Below are 17395 nucleotides of genomic sequence, written 5' to 3'. Positions count from 1 at the left end.
GTTTCATGGCCTCTTGGGTCACTTGTCCTTGCTCTTCTCGTTCTTCCCCGCCGCCCACTTCACGACCCCGATTGAGAAGGCGTGGAAGCCCACGCCGAATCAACTGCGGGTTCCCCCGGAGAGCGTGCTGACGGCGGCCCCGCCGCGAAGAAGTGGGCCGAACAAGCCACGCCGGCCCGTTTTCACTATTTCGCACTTGCGTCTTACCGACACGTAGGGTTAACCTTCTCTTCACTCTTCCGCCACACCATCATCTTCCGGTGTGCGGGGTTCGCTATCTGCCGTTCACACGGTGCCAACAATTTCATCACTCATGCACCAGACCTTGCTTTCACGGAGCGCGGCCGTCCTCGCGCTGCTCACGTGCCTCCTGCTCGTGGGCTGCGGCTCGTCCGGGCCGAAGAAGTACCGCGTCACCGGCACCGTCAAGTACAAGGGCGAGCCGCTCAAGACCGGGACGATCACGTTCCGGTCGATCGACGGGCAGCACAACGGGGCCGGTACCATCGCCGGCGGCAGTTATGACATTCCCGAAGTGTCGGGGCTGCCGGCGGGCAAGTACCAGGTGACCATCAGCTCTCCGGACCCGAAAGCGCCGCAAGCCGCTGCGGCCGGCGGTATGCCCGGCGACTCGTCGGCCATTCCTAAGGACCTGCTCCCGGCGAAGTACAACACGAGCACGGAACTGTCGGCCGAGATCAAGTCCGACGGGTCGAACGAGATCCCTTTCGACCTTAAATAGCGCGCCCACCGCGCCGCGACGGGCGCGTGTCATGTCGTTCCATTTTTTAATCCGGAGATCTGTCATGAAGCGCCGCGGGTTCACGCTGATCGAACTGCTCGTTGTGATCGCGATCATCGCGATCCTCATCGGGTTACTGTTGCCGGCCGTGCAGAAGGTGCGCGAAGCGGCTGCGCGTATGAAGTGCTCCAACAACCTTAAACAGCTCGGGTTGGCGACGCACAACTTCCACGACGCGAACAACAAGCTGCCGGCGATGCTCGGAAACAGTTGCTGCTGGGGCACCTGGGCCATTGTGATCATGCCCTTCATCGAGCAGGACAACGCCGCCAAGCTGTATCAGAACTGGGGCGGTAGTGACACGGTCAACTCCAACTATCCGGCCCCCGGCGTCGCGGGCAGCTTCCCGCGGTACGGGTCGGCCCCGAACACGACCAACGTGACCGCCCGCCGGTACTCCGTGCTGACGTGCCCGAGCGACCGGGAGAACGCCCCGTTCAGCAACATCTCGAACAACAACTACGCCGTGTGCGCGGGCAACCGGAGCACCACCGGAACGGCCGGCGCGGTTGTCCCATCCCCCGCCGGGTACACGCCACAGGCGGGCATGTTCGACGCCACGGTGTTCGGCATGATCACCACGAGCACCACTTCGACCGCGAACACGCGCGGCACCAAGCTGACCGACGTGAGCGACGGGCTCACGAACACGGTGATGATCGGCGAAGTGCTCCAAGGGCAGGCGAGCGACCTGCGCGGGTTCATCTGGTGGGGCGACGCGGCCGGGTTCAGCACGTACCAGCAGCCGAACACCACCACCCCGGACCGTATTTACTCGTCCGGGTACTGCAACAACTTGCCCGCGCAAGGGCTGCCGTGCGCGGTCAGCGATAGCGCGAACCCGACGGTGTTCTACAGCCGGAGCCGGCACACCGGCGGCGCGAACGCGTGCCTCGGCGACGCCAGCGTGCGGTTCGTCCGCAACAGCGTTACCCAGGCCACGTGGATGAACATGGGCTCGATCGCGGACGGTATGGTCGTCAACATCGACTAAACCGCTACCGCGAAACGCGGGGCGGCCGGTCAGAAGCTCCGACCGGCCGCCCCGCGTTTCATGGCCTCTTGGGTCACTTGTCCTTGCTCTTCTCGTCCTTCACCTCCACCTTGCCCTTGGCGAGCGTCGCCTTGAGCACCTCCACCTCCTTGAGCGCGTCCTCCTTCTTCTCGTGCGGGACGTAGTTGCCGGCGATCGCCTTACCGCTCGCGTTCAGCACCTTGAACCGCCACCCGTCCTTGGCCTTCCACACCTCGACCGTTCCGACCTCCTCGCCCTTCTTGTCGGCGGCCTTTTTGTCCTCGGGCTTCTTATCTTTGTCCTTCTGGAGCGCCGGGGCGAGCCCGCCGCCGGACGCGACCAGTGCGGCGATGGCGGCGGACAGCGCTAGCGCGCGGAACGCGGTGAACATGTGCGTGCCTTGTGGTGAGAGGCGCGCCGCGGGAATCCGCGGCGCGGTGAGGATTATGGCACGCGCCGCCGGGCGCCGCAAGCGCCGCGGCGGACGGAACGCGCGGTCCGGCGGTACAATGTCGCTTTCACCCGACCGGACCGACCATGCAACACCCCGCGATGAGTCCCCCGCTGTTCACCGCCGACCTGCCGGGGGTCGGCGGGCGCATCCGCGCCCGCGACGAAGACTTCGAGGTCGAAGAGGTGCCCTCCTACGAGCCGAGCGGCTCGGGCGACCACCTGTACCTCTGGATCGAAAAGAAGGGCGTCGCGCCGGAGTTCTTCGCCCAGACCATCGCGCGCAAGCTGGGCACGCACCCCGGGAACGTCGGTACCGCGGGGCTCAAAGACCGCCATGCGGTCACCCGCCAGTGGGTGTCCGTGCCGCGAGAGTGCGAGCCCCATATCGGCAAACTCGACGGCGACGGCGTGCGGGTGCTGAAGACGGGATTGCATGCGAACAAGCTGAAGCCCGGCCACCTGCGCGGCAACAAGTTCACCATTCTGATCCGCGACGCCGACCGCTCCGCGCCCGCGGACGCGGTCCTGGACCGCATCCGCACGCAGGGGCTGCCGAACTACTACGGCCCGCAGCGGTTCGGCCGCGACGGCGGTACCGTGGACCTCGGCTTCCAGTGCCTCGCGGGCAAGGCGCCGCGGCGCATCCGCCCGTTCCTGTTCCGGTTCGCGCTCTCGGCGGTTCAGTCGCTGCTCTTCAACGATTACCTCGCGCGCCGCATGAAGGACGGGCTGTTCCGCACCGTCCTCGACGGCGACGTGATGACGAAGTGGCCGTTCGGCGGGATGTTCGTGGCGCAGGACGTGCCCGCGGAGCAGGCCCGGTTCGACGCGCGCGAAACGGTAACGGCCGGCCCGATGTTCGGGAAGAAGACGTTCCCGGCGGCCGGCGCCGCGGCGGAGCGCGAGGCCGTTGTGTTGAGCGACAACAAGCTCTCGGTGGCGTCGTTCGCCGGGTTCGGCAAACTGGTGATGGGCACCCGGCGCCAGAACATCGTCTACCTCGACGATCTCACCTCCGCGTGGGAGCCGGACGGGCTGCGGCTGTCGTTCACGCTCCCGGCGGGCAGCTATGCGACGGTGCTGCTCGCGGAGGTGATGAAGACCAACATCGCGGAAGACGGCGACGCATCGGACGGGGCCGACGCGGACGAGCAGTAGCGGAGGGGACGATGTGGGTTCAAAAGCTCACGGCCGGGGTGGCGGCGATAGCGTTTGCACCAGACGGGCGGACACTATACGTTGCGGACCGCGGCCGCGCGGTGACCGCTTGGGGCACGATCACACGCACCTGCCACCCTTTGTTCAAGCCCACGCGCAACGAGCACGCGGCGATCGTCCGGTTGCTCATCGCCGGTGCGGGGCGTTACCTCGTCGCCCTGGTCGGCCGTGCGATGCGGGCGTATGACCTTGAAACGGGAGCCGAACGCGCTCGATTGGAGCTGCCGGGCATCCCGCGCGACCGGTTGGACTTGCCCGCCGTGCGCGAAATGGTCCCGCTTCCCGGGACCGAACCTCGGGTCGTCTACGCGGCCGAAGACTGTCGCAGCCTGTTGGTCTGGGTGCCCAACGGCCGAGAGCCCGGCGCTGCGTTTGCCGGGCCGTTTGAGAAAGGCATCTGGAGCTACGACCTCAGCCCGGACGGGCGCACCGTCGCAGTGCTGTATGTCACGGAGGCCGTCGTCTTGTTCGACCCGTTGACAGGAGTTGTGTCGGCGCGATTCCCGATCCCGCGGGACCAGGCCCTCGGTACGAACCGCGTAAAGTTCACCCCGGACGGGCAGTCACTTATGTTGTTCCACTTGGGGCACGTTCAGAGGTGGGATGCCGCCCGCGGCGAACCGGTCGGGCCGGCGGTCCGGCTTGGCGGGCGTAACCGGTACGAGACCACCGCGTTTCACCCAACCGCGCGGGTGTTCGCCGCCATAAACGACAGCGGGCACCCGACGCTGTTCGACCTCGACACCGGCGCGGCGCTCCGCGCGCTCGATTTTCAACTGGGTACTCGGGCCACGTGCCTCACCTTCTCGCCCGACGGCCTCACCTGTGCAATCGGCGGCAGCAACAAGCAGTTCGCGGTGTTCGACGTGGACCTTTGAGGCCGGGCCAGCGCGCGTTCTGCCCCGGCTTTTGCGCCTCCTCTGCGGCCGAAATTCTTGTGCGGCCGAATCAGATCATTTTCCCAACATCTCGATGCTTCGCGTTCTACGGTTGAGTTGACACCCTGTATACACTCGCCCCAGCACGCCCCATGCCACCGGTCACCACCGCGGACAACGGCACCGGCCCCCCGTACACGAAGCTGGCGGGCGCGGAGCCGCTGCCCGGGTACAAGTTGCTCGCGCCGCTCGGCCGCGGCGGGTTCGGCGAGGTGTGGAAGTGCGAGGCCCCCGGCGGGCTGCACAAGGCCATCAAGTTCGTCACGTCCGAATCCGAAGACGGCCGCGGCGACGAGCGGTTCGGCCAGGAGCTGGCGGCGTTCGAGCAGATCAAAGCGATCCGGCACCCGTTCTTACTCACCCTCGAGCGCGTCGAACAGATCAACGGCGAACTGATTATGGTGATGGAGCTGGCCGACCGCCAGCTCCAGGACCGGTTCCGCGAGTGCCGCACCTGCGGGCTGCCGGGCGTCCCGCGCGACGAACTGCTGGCGTACTTCGCCGACGCCGCCGAGGCGCTCGACGTGATCGCCGCCAAGTTCGGCCTCCAGCACCTCGACGTGAAGCCCGCGAACCTGTTCCTCGTGTCCGGGCACGTGAAGGTCGGCGACTACGGGCTGGTGGCGCAGCTCGAAGGGCCGGACGCCGGGAACCGCGGGCTCACGCCCCGGTACGTCGCGCCCGAGGTGCTCCACGGCACCCCGAGCAGCGCCTCGGACCAGTACAGCCTCGCCCTGGTGTACCAGGAGCTGCTGACCGGCGAGTTCCCGTACACCGGGCGCACCCCGCAGCAGTTGATGCTCCAGCACGTGTCGGCCCAACCGAACCTGTCGGTGCTGCCGCCGGCCGATCAGGAGCCGGTCGCGCGGGCGCTCGCGAAGAAGCCCGAGAACCGGTTCCCGTCGTGCCTGGCGTTCGTGCAGGCGCTCATGAGCGCCGAGAGCGCCACGGCGCTGCCGAACGCGAGCGTCCTCATGCGCCGCGCGCGGGTCGACCGCTCGGTGGCCGAGATGAACCTGGGCGACGGTCCCCCCGGCGACTCGTCGGTGGCGGAGCGGAGCGACCCGACTCACCCCGGGCGCAGCCGCCCTGCCCCCCTCACGCAGAGCTTCACGCTCCCGGTCAAGCCGCCGCTGACCGTGCCCGGGGCACCGCGTGCCGGGCTGCCGCCGCTGGTGGCGAACACCCAGAAGGGGCTGACCCGCCCCGGCACCGCGAGCCCCACCGTTCACGGGCGCCCCGCGCCGGGGCCGGTGGGCACCCCGCGCCCGGCGGCGCCGGCGCCGCCCCCACCGCCGCTGTTCGCCGACGAGTTCGAGGCCGGGCTGGTGGTGCTGGAGCAGATCACCTCGGTGATTCCGGTCGCGCTGCTGCTCGGGATGGAGCCGACCGGGCAACCGCCGGACCCGCAGACGTTCGCGGCGGCCGTGGTGGGGGCCGCCGCCGGCGGGTACGTCTCCCACGTGCCCGGCGACGTGAACCGGCTCCCGGACGGCGGGTGGGAGTGCCGGTTCCCCACGACGGTCCCCGTGTCGGTGGTGCCGCTCAAGCTGGCGGTGCTGCGCGAGAGCTGGGGCGTATCGGTCGAGCAGCCGGACCCCGGGCGGCTGGTGCTCAAGCGCACGGTGGGCGGCGGGGGGCTGTTCGGGGGCAAGAAGTTCGGGTTCGAGGTGACGGTGACGCTGCCCCCGGCCGGGCGCCCGATCGGGGAGATCGGCACGACGGCCCAGTTGGTCGGCACCCCGGACCCGAAGTTCGCCCGGGACTCCGAGCGCATACTCCCGGAACTCCTCGGGGACATCCGCGGGCAACTGTGCAACGTGCAGGACCGGCGCAAGACGCAGCGGATCGCGGCGGGCGGGGTGCTGACGGTGTACCCGCTGCACGGCGACGGCGGGGTGGACCCGGCGGTCGAGGGCCGGTGCCGCGACGTGTCCCTGGGCGGGCTCGGGTTCGCGACCCCGGTGCCGGTCGCGACGAAGTACGCGTACATCGCGTTCCCGAACGTCGGCCCGGCCGCCGGCCACGCGGTGCTGGTGCGCCTTTTGCGCGCGCAGCACACCGGCCGCGAGCACGTCTTCGGCGCGCAGTACCGCACCGACCTGTAACGCCGCTCACCAGCCGAACCAGCCGAGGGCGATCAGCGCCTCGCCCAACCCGAACGAGCACAGGTTCGCGAGCACGATCGCGCCCGCGTCCCGGAGGGCGGCGCGGCGGTCGGGCGGGAGCGGGCGCACGAACGCCGCCCAGAAGATCGCGCACTCCGCGGCCGGCGCGAACGTCTCGGCGGTCAACAGGTACAGCCCCCTCTCGTCGGCGCCGAACAGGCCCGGCAGCACCAGCCACACCACCGGGTACGTGCAGGCGGTGAGCCACGCCCCCGCGAACAGCCGCGCCCCCACCGGGTGCCGGCGGGACAGCAACAGCAGCAGCACCACCGTTTCTACCGCGACCGTGATGCAATAGCCGACGAGCATCTGTTGCAAATAGGGCATTGAGCGAACCGATTGCGAAGGATGAACGGGCTCGCCACACAGGTACACATGCGCCTGCGTGGCGAGCCCGTCCGCTTTTAGATCATGCGCAGTAGGAACGGCACCTCGGCCAGCACGTGCAGCATTGCGACGGTGAAGTACACGCGGCGGGTCGTTTCGTAATCGATGCCGAAGCACACCCACAGCGCCACCACCGCCGACAGCCCGAACAGCAGCACGGCGGCGACGCCCCGCGCCCACGTCGGGCTGCGTCGCGCCGCCGGGATGGCCTTCAGCTCCCACGGGCGGGAGCGCAGGCCGATCAGTGGGATCAGAAGCACCCACACGCCGTAATGCACCATTTCGAGGAACGTGTGCGCGGCGACCAGGAAGTGCGGCGACACGTCCGGCAGCGCCCACGCCCCGGAGTGGTCCGCGAGTGTGTCGGCACGCAGCGCCGTCGGGGCGAACGCCAGGGTCACTTGGTCCGTTCCCGGTAACCCGGGGGCGTCCTTCAGCCACCACCAGAGGCCCACCAGGAACACGGGCACGCACAGCGCCGCCACGCGGAAGACCTTCCGCCAGTGGGGGCGCGAGCGGGCCAGTTCGCGGTCCAGGATCCAGAGGGCCATGAGCGGGTGGAGGTACACCAGCGCGATCGGCAGCGCGAACGGGCTCAGCCACGCCCCGGCGCACAGAAAGAGCGCCAGCGGCCACACCCACCCGCCGTCGAACCGCGGGTTCGTGCGGGACCGCATCCACACCAGGAACGCCACCCAGAGCAGGAACGCCGAGCACCACACCGCGTACAGTTCGGGACCGGAAACGAGGTCCGCGGGCGAAACGAGGAACGGGAGCGCGGCGTACCCGCCGGTCAGCCCGACGATGCCGCACACGCTGACCGCGAAGAAGCCCCAGAGCTTCCCGGCGCGGGCCGGGAGCCGCCCGAGGGCGTAGCGGGCCTCCAACCAGTTGTGCGGCCCGGCGAACAGGAACACGGTCGCCAGCGCGAACCCGACCGGCAGCGCGCCGGACAGCGCCGCCGCACCGGCCGCGAGGGCGATGAACCCGCCCGCGAACGCCAGCCCGTTCGTTCGCCATGCACCTGCGTGGAGAGAGGCAGGGGCCGATACGGACATGGGATCACCCCCGCAGTGCCGCCCGACGCGAGCGAACCAGCCACACGCCCGCGAGCACGATCGCGGCTGCGCTAGCGCAGCCCGCCACGACGTGCGCCGTTAGCTCGCCCGGCGGTGGGGGCGGGGGTGGCATGATCACATCTGCGCGAACGTGGCCCGCGCTAAGGAGCGCGGATACGAGCGCGGCCGCAAGGAGTCGCTTCATGTTCGCCGCTCTGAGACGTTGGGTGAGTCGATTGTCCGCGTCGCCGCGCCCCGAGTCAACAACCCCGCACGCGAACCGCGGATCACGCCGCCGTGTCGGTAGCCTGCTCCAGGTGTACGCTTCTGTTCGAGGTTTTGGTGTTGAGTGCGGCCCGCCCGAGCCGCGAGCGGTGCTCTGAGCATCAAATGAACCGCATTCGCGGCACGAGGGCACGATGTTGCAACCGCTCGCGGAGCGAGCGGGCCACACTCGAGACCATAAGCCTATTAGACGGAGAGTGACGTGGTCGCAGCGCGCGAGATCCGGGCGGATTACGACCGGGACACGATCGCCATCTATCAAGCGTACCCGCCGGCGATCGCCGACGCGGCGCTGGCCGCGGGGCGGTTCGTGCCGCCGTTCTCGTTCCACCGGATGACGTGGATCAAGCCGTCGTTTCTGTGGCTGATGCACCGCAGCAACTGGGCTCAGAAGAGCGGTCAGGAGCGGGTGCTGTGCGTGCGGGTGCGGCGGGCCGGTTGGGAGGCCGCGCTGGGGCAAGCGGTTCTCACGTCGTTCGAGCCCGCGGTGTTCGCCGATCCCGACACGTGGGCGGAACAGTTCGCTGCGGCCCGGGTTCACCTCCAATGGGACCCCGAGCGGTCGCTACGTGGGGGCGGTCTGCCGTACGATAGCATTCAGGTGGGGCTGAGCCGACACGTGATCCGCGAGTACGCGGACGACTGGGTGGCCCGGATCGAAGACTACACGCCGGTGGTGCGGAAGGTCTACACCCTGCTGCAATCCGGTCGGGCGGACAAGGCCCGGCGGCTCCTTCCCCCGGAGCGCGTGTACCCGGTCGGCGCCGAGCTGGGACGACGGCTGTCGCTTCATGCGTGAGAGCGCACGGCCACCTCGGCGGGAAACCGGTCACTTGAGTTCAGCGGTCGGAGGATGCTCGGACATGCGGAAGCGCCCGGTCGTGTTGCCGTCGCTTGCTCACGACTTCCGTCACGCTCGCATTGAGGCGGTCGCGGTCGGACCGCGGCGAGAGGTTACGCTGTCCGTTTCGCCGCTGGTTTGGGACGGGGGGACCGGCCGGTACACGGACCCCGTCCCGGTGCGGTTCGGCGGGATCGAGAACTTCTCGGATGTGGCGGCGTTCTTTGCCGGCGCCCCGGACGAGCGCTCCGAACTGGCGTGGCTACGGTACGCCGATCAACCTCGGTCCAGGGTGGGAAGCTTGTTCCTTGAGCTGACGTTCGAGCGGACCGATGCCTGGATCGTGGTGCGGTGTAGCAGCCTGTCGGTAGGCGACCCGGACCCGGTTCGCTGAGCGCTTCTGTGCCGAACGGCTTCCGGGTCAGTTGCAACCGAAGACCACTCGCACCGGTGGGGTGTTGCCCTCGTGCCCGCCCCCGGCGCGCCCTTTACTTCACTCCGGAGCGTTCCCGACCGCGACCCACAGCCGGAACTGCGCCGCGTTGAACGCGACCGTGGCCCGGAGCAGTTCCTGGCGCGATTCGAGCAACTGGCGGAAGCTGTCGATCAGCTCCAGCGGGCGCCCCGGCACCTGCTTGATGCGGTCCGATTCGAGCTTGAACCCCTCCTCCGCGATCGCGAGGGCCGCCTCCGCGGTGCGAATCTGGGTCGCGGCGGCGCGGGCGTCCGCGAGCGCCTCGCCGACCTCGCGCCGGACCGCGTTCACCGCCAGGTCGTAGCCGGCCAGCGCCGCCCCCATCCCGGCGTCGGCCGCGCGCACTCGCGCGCGGTTCCCGAGCCCCAGCCCCTGCACGTTCCACACCGCGACCGCGTCGAACTCCGCCCGCCCCCGGACCGCGCCGAACCCGCTGTTCGTGAGCCCGCCGCCGAACCCGCCGGCGCTGTACCCCACGGACAGCGTCGGCACCCACGGGCGGACCCGCTCCTGCCGCGTGCGGAGCCGCGCTTCGGTCACGGCCGCGGCGCCCGCCGCGACCTCCGGGCGGGCCTGGAGCGCGGTCGCGATCAGCCCCTCGGGGTCGGTGTCTTCGGGGACCAGCCGGACCGGCTGCGGCGGGGCGCCCGGGGTGCGGAGCCGGACCGACGGGTCCAGGCTCAGCAGCCGGCACAGCCGCGCGGACGCGGTGGCGACTTCCTCCTCGGCCCGCTTCAAGTCGCGGCGGAGCAGCTCGAGGTTGGCGGCGGCGCGGTCGGCGTCGGCCTTGCGCCCCTGTCCCGCTTTCGCGTACACGGCGGTGAGCCGGGCGACCTCGGCCAGGTCCGTTTCGCCTTGCCGCAGGATGTCGAGGCGGGATTCGGCGGCGGCCAGCTCCAGGTACCCGACCGCGACCGCGAGCAGCGTGTCGTTCTGGACCGCGCGGGCGGTGGCGCGCTGTGCGGCGACGCGCTGGCGGGCGGCGAGCGGCTCGTAGGCGGCGTCGCCCAGGTGCGCGAACAGCCGCACGCCCGGCGCCGCGGCGGTGCCCGCGCCGGTCACCCCGGCGCCCGCGCCCAGGTACAGGCTCTCGAAACTCACATCGCGCTGGAACCCGGTGGCCGCCTGGAGCGCGCCGCGGTGGTACCGGTAGTTGGCCCCGACGTTCGCGCTCGGCAGCAGCAGCGCCCGGGCCGCGAGCTGGTCGGCCAGGGCCTCGTTGACCGCCTCACGCGCGCGGTTGATGGTCGGGTTGTTGACGCCGGCCAGCCGCAGCGCCACGCCCAGGTCGAGTGCGTTCTCGGGCACCGGGCCGACGAGCGCCGCGCCGCCGGGCGCGGTCGCGAACGCGGAGGCCAACTGGACCTCGCCCCCGGGACCGGCGGCGCTTGCGGCGCCCGTCGCCCCTGTCGGCCGAAGGGCGGCAGCCGTCACGCTCTTCGGGGCAAAAAGCGCAGGCGCCGCGGTGCCCAGTTGCTCCGGCGTTCGGGGCTCGGCGGACACCCCGGGCGGAACGCGCGTGGACTGACAGCCCGTCGCGAGCGCCGCGCCGATTCCGGCCGCCGTGAGTCGCTTTCCCCAGTGCGCCCAGCGCATCGCGAGACTCCGTGACACGTGAACCCGGTTGAAGGGTGGGACCGCGCGGCGTGCTACGGCTTCGCCGGGAGCGGGACCGTCCGGGGCACCGGGAACGGCCGCGGCCCGGGCTGCACCTCGACCACCGGCGGCGGCACGAGGCCCGCCGGCACCGGGCGGGCGAGCGCGTCCGCCGGCGGCTGCCCCACCGACACCCAGAGCTGGATCTGTGCCCGGTTGTAGTCGATGATCGCGTCCAGGTACTCGAACCGCGAGCGCCCCAGCAGCCGCAGGCTGTCGATCACCTCGAGCGGGAAGCCGGCCCCCGCCTTGATGCGGGTCAGGTCCTCGTCGAAGGCGTCGGAGCTGAACTTCACCGCCCTCTCGGCGGCGTCGATCTGGAGGAACCGGGCGGCCGTCCGGGCGTGCGCCTCCGCCACTTGGGTTCGCACCAGGTTGAGCGTCTCCAGCTCGCGCAACTGCGACTGCTTCGCCCGGCTGTTCGCCGCGCGGGCCTGGGCCACGTTGCCGACGCCCAGGTTGCGGAACGTGAGGAACACGGCGGCGTCGAAATCGGAGCGGCCGTCGAGGTTGCCGAACCGCGACGCGGTGCCGCGGGCGCCGCTCGGCAGCACCACCCCGGGGGGCGTGTTGACGAGGTCGCTGCCGCCGCCGAACCCGCCGGCGCTGAACCCCAGGATCACGTTCGGCGAGAACGGCAGCACCTTCGCCAGCGACAACTGGTACAGCGTCTCGCGCACCTCGGACCGCCGCGCCGCCAGCTCCGGACGCTGCATCATCGCGACCGCGAGCAGGTCGGGCAGCGGGGTCGGGTCCGGGACCAGTGGGGCCGGCACCACCCACCCGTCGATCGGCTTCAGCCGGGTGGACGGGTCGAGGTTGAGCAACTGGCACAGCCGGGCGGACGCGGCGAGGGTGTCGGCCTCGGACTGGGTCAGCTCGGCGTCGCGGCGGCGCAGCTCGACGGCGGCGCGGTCGGCGTCGGCCTTACGGCCCTGCCCGGCCTTGGCGTACGCGGCGGTGAGCCGCGCCAGCTCGGCGCCCTCGTCGCGGTTCCGGGCCGCGATGGCCCGGCGCCCGTCGGCGCGCAGCAGGTCGAGGTACGCGAGGTACGTCCGGAGCAGCACGTCGTTGCGGACCGCGTCCGCGGCGGCGGCGGCAGTGGTGACCCGCTGGCGGGCGATGAGCAGCCCGTACCAGCCGGCGCCGACGTTGAGGTTGTAGTTGAGCCCGGGAAGGCTCACCGTGCCCGCCCCGACCGTGCCGGCCCCGAGGCCCACGTACAGCGAGTCGCGGTCCACCTTGAGAACGTTACCGCTGGACTGCTGGAGCACCCCGCGGTGGGCGGCGAAGTTGCTGCCGACGTTGAGGTTCGGGAGCGCCTGAGCGGCGGCGAGCTGCCGGCCCGCCACGGCCTCCGTGACGCGCTGGCGGGCGAGCAGCAGCTCGGGGTTCTCGGCGCCGGCGAGCTTGAGCGCGGTGGCGAGGTCGATCGGGTACTCGCCCGGCCGGAGAATGGTGCCCGGGGGCGGTTCGGGAACGGACGCCGACTCCGGCGACTTCTTGACGGGGGCGTCCTTCTTGCCCTCGGGGGGCTGTGCGCTGGCGGCCAGCGCGGTGAGCAGCGCGCCGACGCCGACCCGGAACCACACCCGACACGCGCGGCTCATAACGCCCCTCCGCCCGAAGACTGCTCGGACCCGCACCCGCCGGGTGCGGGGACCGGAACGCAGAGGAGATCGGAACGCAGGGCGTGTGAAGATGACCTATTCGGGCCGCGGGCGCAGGTATTATCGACTGTGCGACGGGCGCAGGTGAGTTTCCCGGCGCAATGTGGCGAACTTTTCGCCGTCGCGGGTATTCGTTGACCGCCGACGGGGCGACACGCGGAACGCCCCAGTATCGTCTGCTGCTATGCGACGGCTCCCGTCACTTCGCAACGTCCGCGCCGGGCAGCACGAGGTCGTTGAACCGGTCCACCGGCTCGGCCGCGGTCCACGCGATGCCGCGCAGCAAGAGCGCGCGGAACAGCGGGTCGTCGAACGTCCACGAGTAGTGCCCGGGGATCGACACGAACACCCGCCCCTTGCCGCGCTCGACCGTCCAGAACAGCGGCTGCGGCTTCGCGTCCTCGGGCGCCCACCCCAGCACACGCTCGTTCGGCAAATGGCCGGTGAGTTGCCAGTAGCTCTCGTCCACCAGCTTCAGCTTCTCGAAGTTGCGCGCGATCGGGTGTTTCGCACCTTTAAAGTCGAGGTCGAGCGGCCCGTGGCGGAACTTGCCGCCGGCGCCCCAGGTCAGCCCGATGCGCCTCGCGAAGCCGGGCGCGTCCTTCTGACCGTCAACGGCCCAGTGCAGGTAGGTCAGCCCGCCCCCGCGCTCTAGGAACGCGTCGATGTCGGCGGCCCGCGTCGCGTTCCAGTCCCCGCGCTGGAAGAAGACCATCGCGTCGGCCTTCTGGAACTCCTCCTTTGCGGGCCAGTTCATCGCGCAGACCACCTCAACGTTCTCACCCGCCGCGAGCAGTTCCGCCCACGCCTTTTGCCACGCGGGGTAGTCGTGCTCGCCCTTGCCGTGGTCCTTCGGACCGGCGACCAGCACGACGCGAATCGGGCGCGTCTTCGCCGGGGGGACGGGCGCGCCCGCGAGCGCCGCGCTCACTTCTGTGAGCGTCCGCGGCCTCGGGCGCCGCTCGGGGTCGGTGTAGTCCTCCGGCATCCGGGGCGCCGGGGTCAGCAGGAAGGTGAGCAGGTCGCGCGTCTGCTCGGGCGACAGCTTCTTGAGAAGGTCGTCCGGCATGACCGACAGCGGCGACGGTTTGAGCGATGCGACATCGCCCTTCGCGACGGTTACGGTTTTGCCGTCGCGGTCGCCGATATGGAGCTTGTCACCGTTCGTGCGCACAACCCCCGTAACAACACGATCATCTTTCAGCGTGACGACCGACGTGATGTGATCGGGGTTGAGCGCGAAGCTGGGCTGCGCGATGTCGCGCAGCACCGAGGCGTAGTCGCGGTGGATCAGGTTCGTGAGGTCCGGCCCGATGGTGCCGCCTTGCGCGTGAACGCTGTGGCACTTGGAGCACCCGGCCGGCTCCCCGAAGAACACCTTGCGGCCCCGCGCCCAGCTCCCGCCGTCGAGTTCCTTCGGCCGCGCCACTTCGAGCGGCTTGCCGAGTTCGGCGCGGACGTCCGCCCACGGCACCAGCGCGCGGTGAAGGGGGAACGGCCGCGGGCGTTTGTCTTCGGCCGTGAACCAGTTGAGCGAAAGCGTTGGCGTGTCGAGCCGAGCCGAACGGAGCCGCAGTTCCACCCCGGACACCTCCCCCGGTTTGGGTTCGGTCTGGAGCGTGCCGCCGGACCACGCCGCGCCGCCGTTAATTTTGATCGGGCCGTCAACCTCTGGCGCGTCAACGTCCAACGCGCCCGCGCCGCGGAACGCAACCGTCACTTTCTCCGCGGGCGGCTCGAAATCGAGCTTCGAGCCCGGCTGAACGGCGGGGCGGAGCATGTGGTTGAGGTCGAGTTGCGTCTTCAACCGGAGGTCGCCCGGGTCCCGACCCGCGCTCCAGAACGTGTCGTGCGTCGCGCTGCCCTCCGTGAACGTCCGCGCGAGCACGAGGTCGGGGCTCGGCAGCCAACTCGACAGGACCGGTTGACCGTTCTTGCCCCACGTCGCGGTGACCCCGCTCAGGTCGAAGTCGAGGTCGATTTGCGGGTACTGCGGCAGTTCGCCCTTCGGCGGCTGGTCCTTCGGGGGGCGCCCCATGCCGGGCAGCGTGAGCGCGTAATGAACGGCGCTCGGCATGGGGTCGGTCGCCAGCACGAGCGTGCGGCGGTCGGGGGTGAGCTGCGCCGAATGCACCCGGACGTTGAACCGCGGCGCCGCCTTTTCGGCCTGCACGATCGCGTACCCGGGCCAGAGCGTCTCGAACCGGTCGCCGGCGCGGGCGTACCTCCCCGCGGTCAGCTTCGTTTGCGGAAGCACGTCGCGCAGCAGGTGCGGGGCCACGGGGCGGTCGAACTCGACGCGCACCTCGCGCGGCCCGGCCGGGTACACCAGCACCGGCTGCGGGTGCTCCCGGTCGGTGTACGCGATCTTGAAGAGCTTCCCTTTCCCGGTCGGCCCGCTGCCCCAGTCGGGGCCGCCGCTGTGGCACGCGGCCACCAGCGCCCCGTCCGGGCCGACGCAGCAGTCGATGGTGAGCATCGAGAGGGCCGCGAACAGGTGGTTCCTCGCGACGTACCCGGACTCGGTTTTCACCAGTTGCGTGCGGTACAGCTTCCCGCGCGACTCGCCGGTCACGAGCGCGTCGCCCGCCCACGACTTCGGGCCGAACGTCGGCCCGCCCGGTTTGACCGGCTCGTTGAAGCAGAACCCACACGTCGACTGGTGCTGCGGGCCGTAGTCGAACGTGCTCGGCTCGTCGATCACGTCCGGCAGGTGCCTGGGGTGCCGCGCCGGGAACCCGTAGTGCCGCCCCTTCTGGATGTGCAACAGCTCGTCGAGCGGGTTGCCGTTGGGCACCCACGTGGCGCCCTCCTGGTCGGTGCAGAACAGGTCGCCGGCCTTGTTGAAGTGCAGCCCGACCGGGAACCGGATGCCGGTGGCGACGATCTCGCGCGACTTGAAGTCGGGCGCCACGCGGATGATCGTCCCCTCTTCGTCTTTCAGCGAGTACCGCGCTTGGCCGTCCTTATCGACGCGGTGCGGGCTGGTGAAGTCGAACGTGCCGCGGCCGTAGTACACGCTCCCGTCCCGCGGGTCGAGGGCGACGCCGAGCGCGTCCACGTTGTTCGCGATCTCCTTCCACCCGCCCGCGACCACGATTTCCTTGTCCGCCTTGCCGTCGGCGTCGGTGTCGGCGAGCAGCACCACCTTCCCCTTGCACGCGACGATGACCCCTTCGCCGTGGGGGTAGCCCCGCGGGGTGAGGGCCATCCCGATGGGGGCGCGGAGGCTCCCCTTGTTCGTGTAAAACGCTTCCGCCCTGTCTTCCACGCCGTCGCCGTCGGTGTCCTTCAGCACCCAAACGTCGCCGTTGTAGCACAGCGCGACGAGCGCCCCGTCCGCCCGGTACTTCACGTTGTTCACGTTCGTCAGCTCGACCGGGATCTGCTTGACCGAGAACCCCGGCACGAACACCTGCACCGCGGGCGGGTCTTTGACCGGCACGAGCACCTCGCCGGCGGTCGGCGGGTTCGGGGGCAGGTTCGCTTTCAAGGTCGCGTGCTTGGCGGTGAGGTAGGCGCGAACCTTCTTCGCCTCGTCGTCCGAAAGGGCGCGGTCGTAGAGCAGAACCTCGGCGATGTCACACTTCGCGAACCCGCGCACCTCCTGCGCGCCCGGTCCGTTGGTGTAGAACCGCGCGCCGAGGGTCACCTCCGCGAAGCCGAGCGCCGCGGGCGCCCACGGCCGCTCGCCGCTCGGGCGGCCGTCGGTGGTCGCGCGAACGAGTTTGGCCGCGGCGTCGCCGCGCACCTCGAGCTGGTACAGCCTGCCGAAGTCGCCGCCGGGTTTGAGGAGGTTCCGCCACCCGCCGAACCCCTTGCCTTCCACGTTCAGGTCGGTGAACCGCGGGGTGGCGTTGGGGCCGAGGTCGAGCGTCAGGCCGGTTTCGTAATCGCGCCCGTTCGGGGCGTTGAGCGCGAAGAGCCCGCGGAACAGCCCGGGGTTCTCGCGCGGGGCGGCCACCACGAACACCATGAAGGCGCTCAGCGCGTCCTGACCGCCGGTGAACCGGAGGGCGTCGTCGGTACCGTCGAACCGCACCACCGCGGCGCCGCCGAACGTCGCGACGGCCGGCTGCGCGTTCGCCGCGGGCTGCTTGAGGTGTCGGCCCCGACCGGAGCCGTCGAACCACGTCGCGAGCTTCCCGTTCGCGGGCAGCTTCTCGTTGTGCGCCTTGTGCCCGGCCTCCAGGCGCGCCGCGTCGAGCCAGAGGGCGACGCCGTCGGTGACGGGCAGCTTATCGTCGGCCCACGGCTCGACCGCGCGGGCGAACGGCGCGGCGCCCAGCGCAAACAGGCACGCGAGAGCGAGGCGGGAGTGGAGCATGTCGCGGTTCCCGGAAGAGGTGTTCCGATGGTAGCCGCGGGAGCCGGGGGCGGGGAGGGGGAAAAACGGGTGCTGCCGATTCCGCACACAGGGGGGCACAAG

At 70.4% G+C, this 17395-nt stretch carries 13 protein-coding genes; 7 read left to right on the top strand and 6 right to left on the bottom strand.

What is annotated here, in order from left to right; genetic code table 11:
* Positions 1-313: 313 nt before the first annotated feature.
* Both R5W23_RS02180 and R5W23_RS02175 read left to right on the top strand, forming a co-directional pair.
* Entirely contained in the window at positions 314-742 is a 429-nt protein-coding gene (locus tag R5W23_RS02180; RefSeq protein ID WP_320684907.1) for a peptidase associated/transthyretin-like domain-containing protein, read from the top strand.
* 64 nt (positions 743-806) lie between these two features.
* On the top strand, positions 807-1796 hold the full coding sequence (locus R5W23_RS02175; RefSeq protein ID WP_320684906.1) for a DUF1559 domain-containing protein: 990 nt from the start codon (positions 807-809) through the stop codon (positions 1794-1796).
* 73 nt (positions 1797-1869) lie between these two features.
* Here the strand turns inward: R5W23_RS02175 and R5W23_RS02170 are convergent, their stop codons facing one another.
* Positions 1870-2208: a hypothetical protein gene (locus R5W23_RS02170; protein ID WP_261187539.1), complete on the bottom strand. Its 339-nt coding sequence runs from the start codon at positions 2206-2208 to the stop codon at positions 1870-1872.
* Between the two features lie 146 nt (positions 2209-2354).
* On the opposite strand from R5W23_RS02170, the gene truD reads away from it, so the two are divergent.
* The 3 genes from truD to R5W23_RS02155 all read left to right on the top strand — a co-directional run bounded on the left by truD (position 2355) and on the right by R5W23_RS02155 (position 6534).
* Positions 2355-3428 (top strand): tRNA pseudouridine(13) synthase TruD, encoded by a 1074-nt coding sequence (gene truD / locus R5W23_RS02165; RefSeq protein WP_320684905.1) that lies wholly within the window; start codon positions 2355-2357, stop codon positions 3426-3428.
* Positions 3429-3439: 11 nt separating this feature from the next.
* Positions 3440-4366, top strand: a complete 927-nt coding sequence (locus R5W23_RS02160) for a WD40 repeat domain-containing protein (RefSeq protein WP_320684904.1) — start codon at positions 3440-3442, stop codon at positions 4364-4366.
* Positions 4367-4518: 152 nt separating this feature from the next.
* Positions 4519-6534 carry a serine/threonine-protein kinase gene (locus R5W23_RS02155; RefSeq protein WP_320684903.1) on the top strand — a complete coding sequence of 672 codons (2016 nt, stop codon included), beginning with the start codon at positions 4519-4521 and terminating at the stop codon, positions 6532-6534.
* 6 nt (positions 6535-6540) lie between these two features.
* Here R5W23_RS02155 and R5W23_RS02150 read toward each other — a convergent pair whose 3' ends face one another.
* Both R5W23_RS02150 and R5W23_RS02145 read right to left on the bottom strand, forming a co-directional pair.
* Positions 6541-6921, bottom strand: coding sequence for a hypothetical protein (locus R5W23_RS02150; RefSeq protein ID WP_109570713.1), 381 nt, complete (start codon positions 6919-6921; stop codon positions 6541-6543).
* Positions 6922-6998: 77 nt separating this feature from the next.
* Positions 6999-8039 (bottom strand): hypothetical protein, encoded by a 1041-nt coding sequence (locus tag R5W23_RS02145; protein WP_320684902.1) that lies wholly within the window; start codon positions 8037-8039, stop codon positions 6999-7001.
* A 487-nt stretch (positions 8040-8526) separates the two neighbouring features.
* Between R5W23_RS02145 and R5W23_RS02140 the strand changes: the two genes are divergently transcribed.
* Together R5W23_RS02140 and R5W23_RS02135 are read left to right on the top strand one after the other, a co-directional pair.
* Positions 8527-9123, top strand: a complete 597-nt coding sequence (locus R5W23_RS02140; protein ID WP_320684901.1) for a DUF4291 domain-containing protein — start codon at positions 8527-8529, stop codon at positions 9121-9123.
* 64 nt (positions 9124-9187) lie between these two features.
* Positions 9188-9559 carry a hypothetical protein gene (locus R5W23_RS02135; RefSeq protein WP_320684900.1) on the top strand — a complete coding sequence of 124 codons (372 nt, stop codon included), beginning with the start codon at positions 9188-9190 and terminating at the stop codon, positions 9557-9559.
* Between the two features lie 99 nt (positions 9560-9658).
* Here the strand turns inward: R5W23_RS02135 and R5W23_RS02130 are convergent, their stop codons facing one another.
* The 3 genes from R5W23_RS02130 to R5W23_RS02120 all read right to left on the bottom strand — a co-directional run bounded on the left by R5W23_RS02130 (position 9659) and on the right by R5W23_RS02120 (position 17293).
* Complete coding sequence (locus R5W23_RS02130) at positions 9659-11236, bottom strand: TolC family protein (protein WP_320684899.1); 1578 nt, start codon at positions 11234-11236, stop codon at positions 9659-9661.
* Between the two features lie 53 nt (positions 11237-11289).
* Positions 11290-12906, bottom strand: a complete 1617-nt coding sequence (locus R5W23_RS02125; RefSeq protein WP_320684898.1) for a TolC family protein — start codon at positions 12904-12906, stop codon at positions 11290-11292.
* Positions 12907-13165: 259 nt separating this feature from the next.
* Positions 13166-17293: a ThuA domain-containing protein gene (locus R5W23_RS02120; protein ID WP_320684897.1), complete on the bottom strand. Its 4128-nt coding sequence runs from the start codon at positions 17291-17293 to the stop codon at positions 13166-13168.
* Between the last annotated feature and the right edge of the window lie 102 nt (positions 17294-17395).

Origin of the sequence: Gemmata algarum (assembly GCF_034097035.1) — a bacterium.
GTDB lineage: Bacteria > Planctomycetota > Planctomycetia > Gemmatales > Gemmataceae > Gemmata > Gemmata algarum.
Note: the sequence above shows the minus strand (reverse complement) of the source record. Positions and strands in the feature narration are given on the sequence as shown.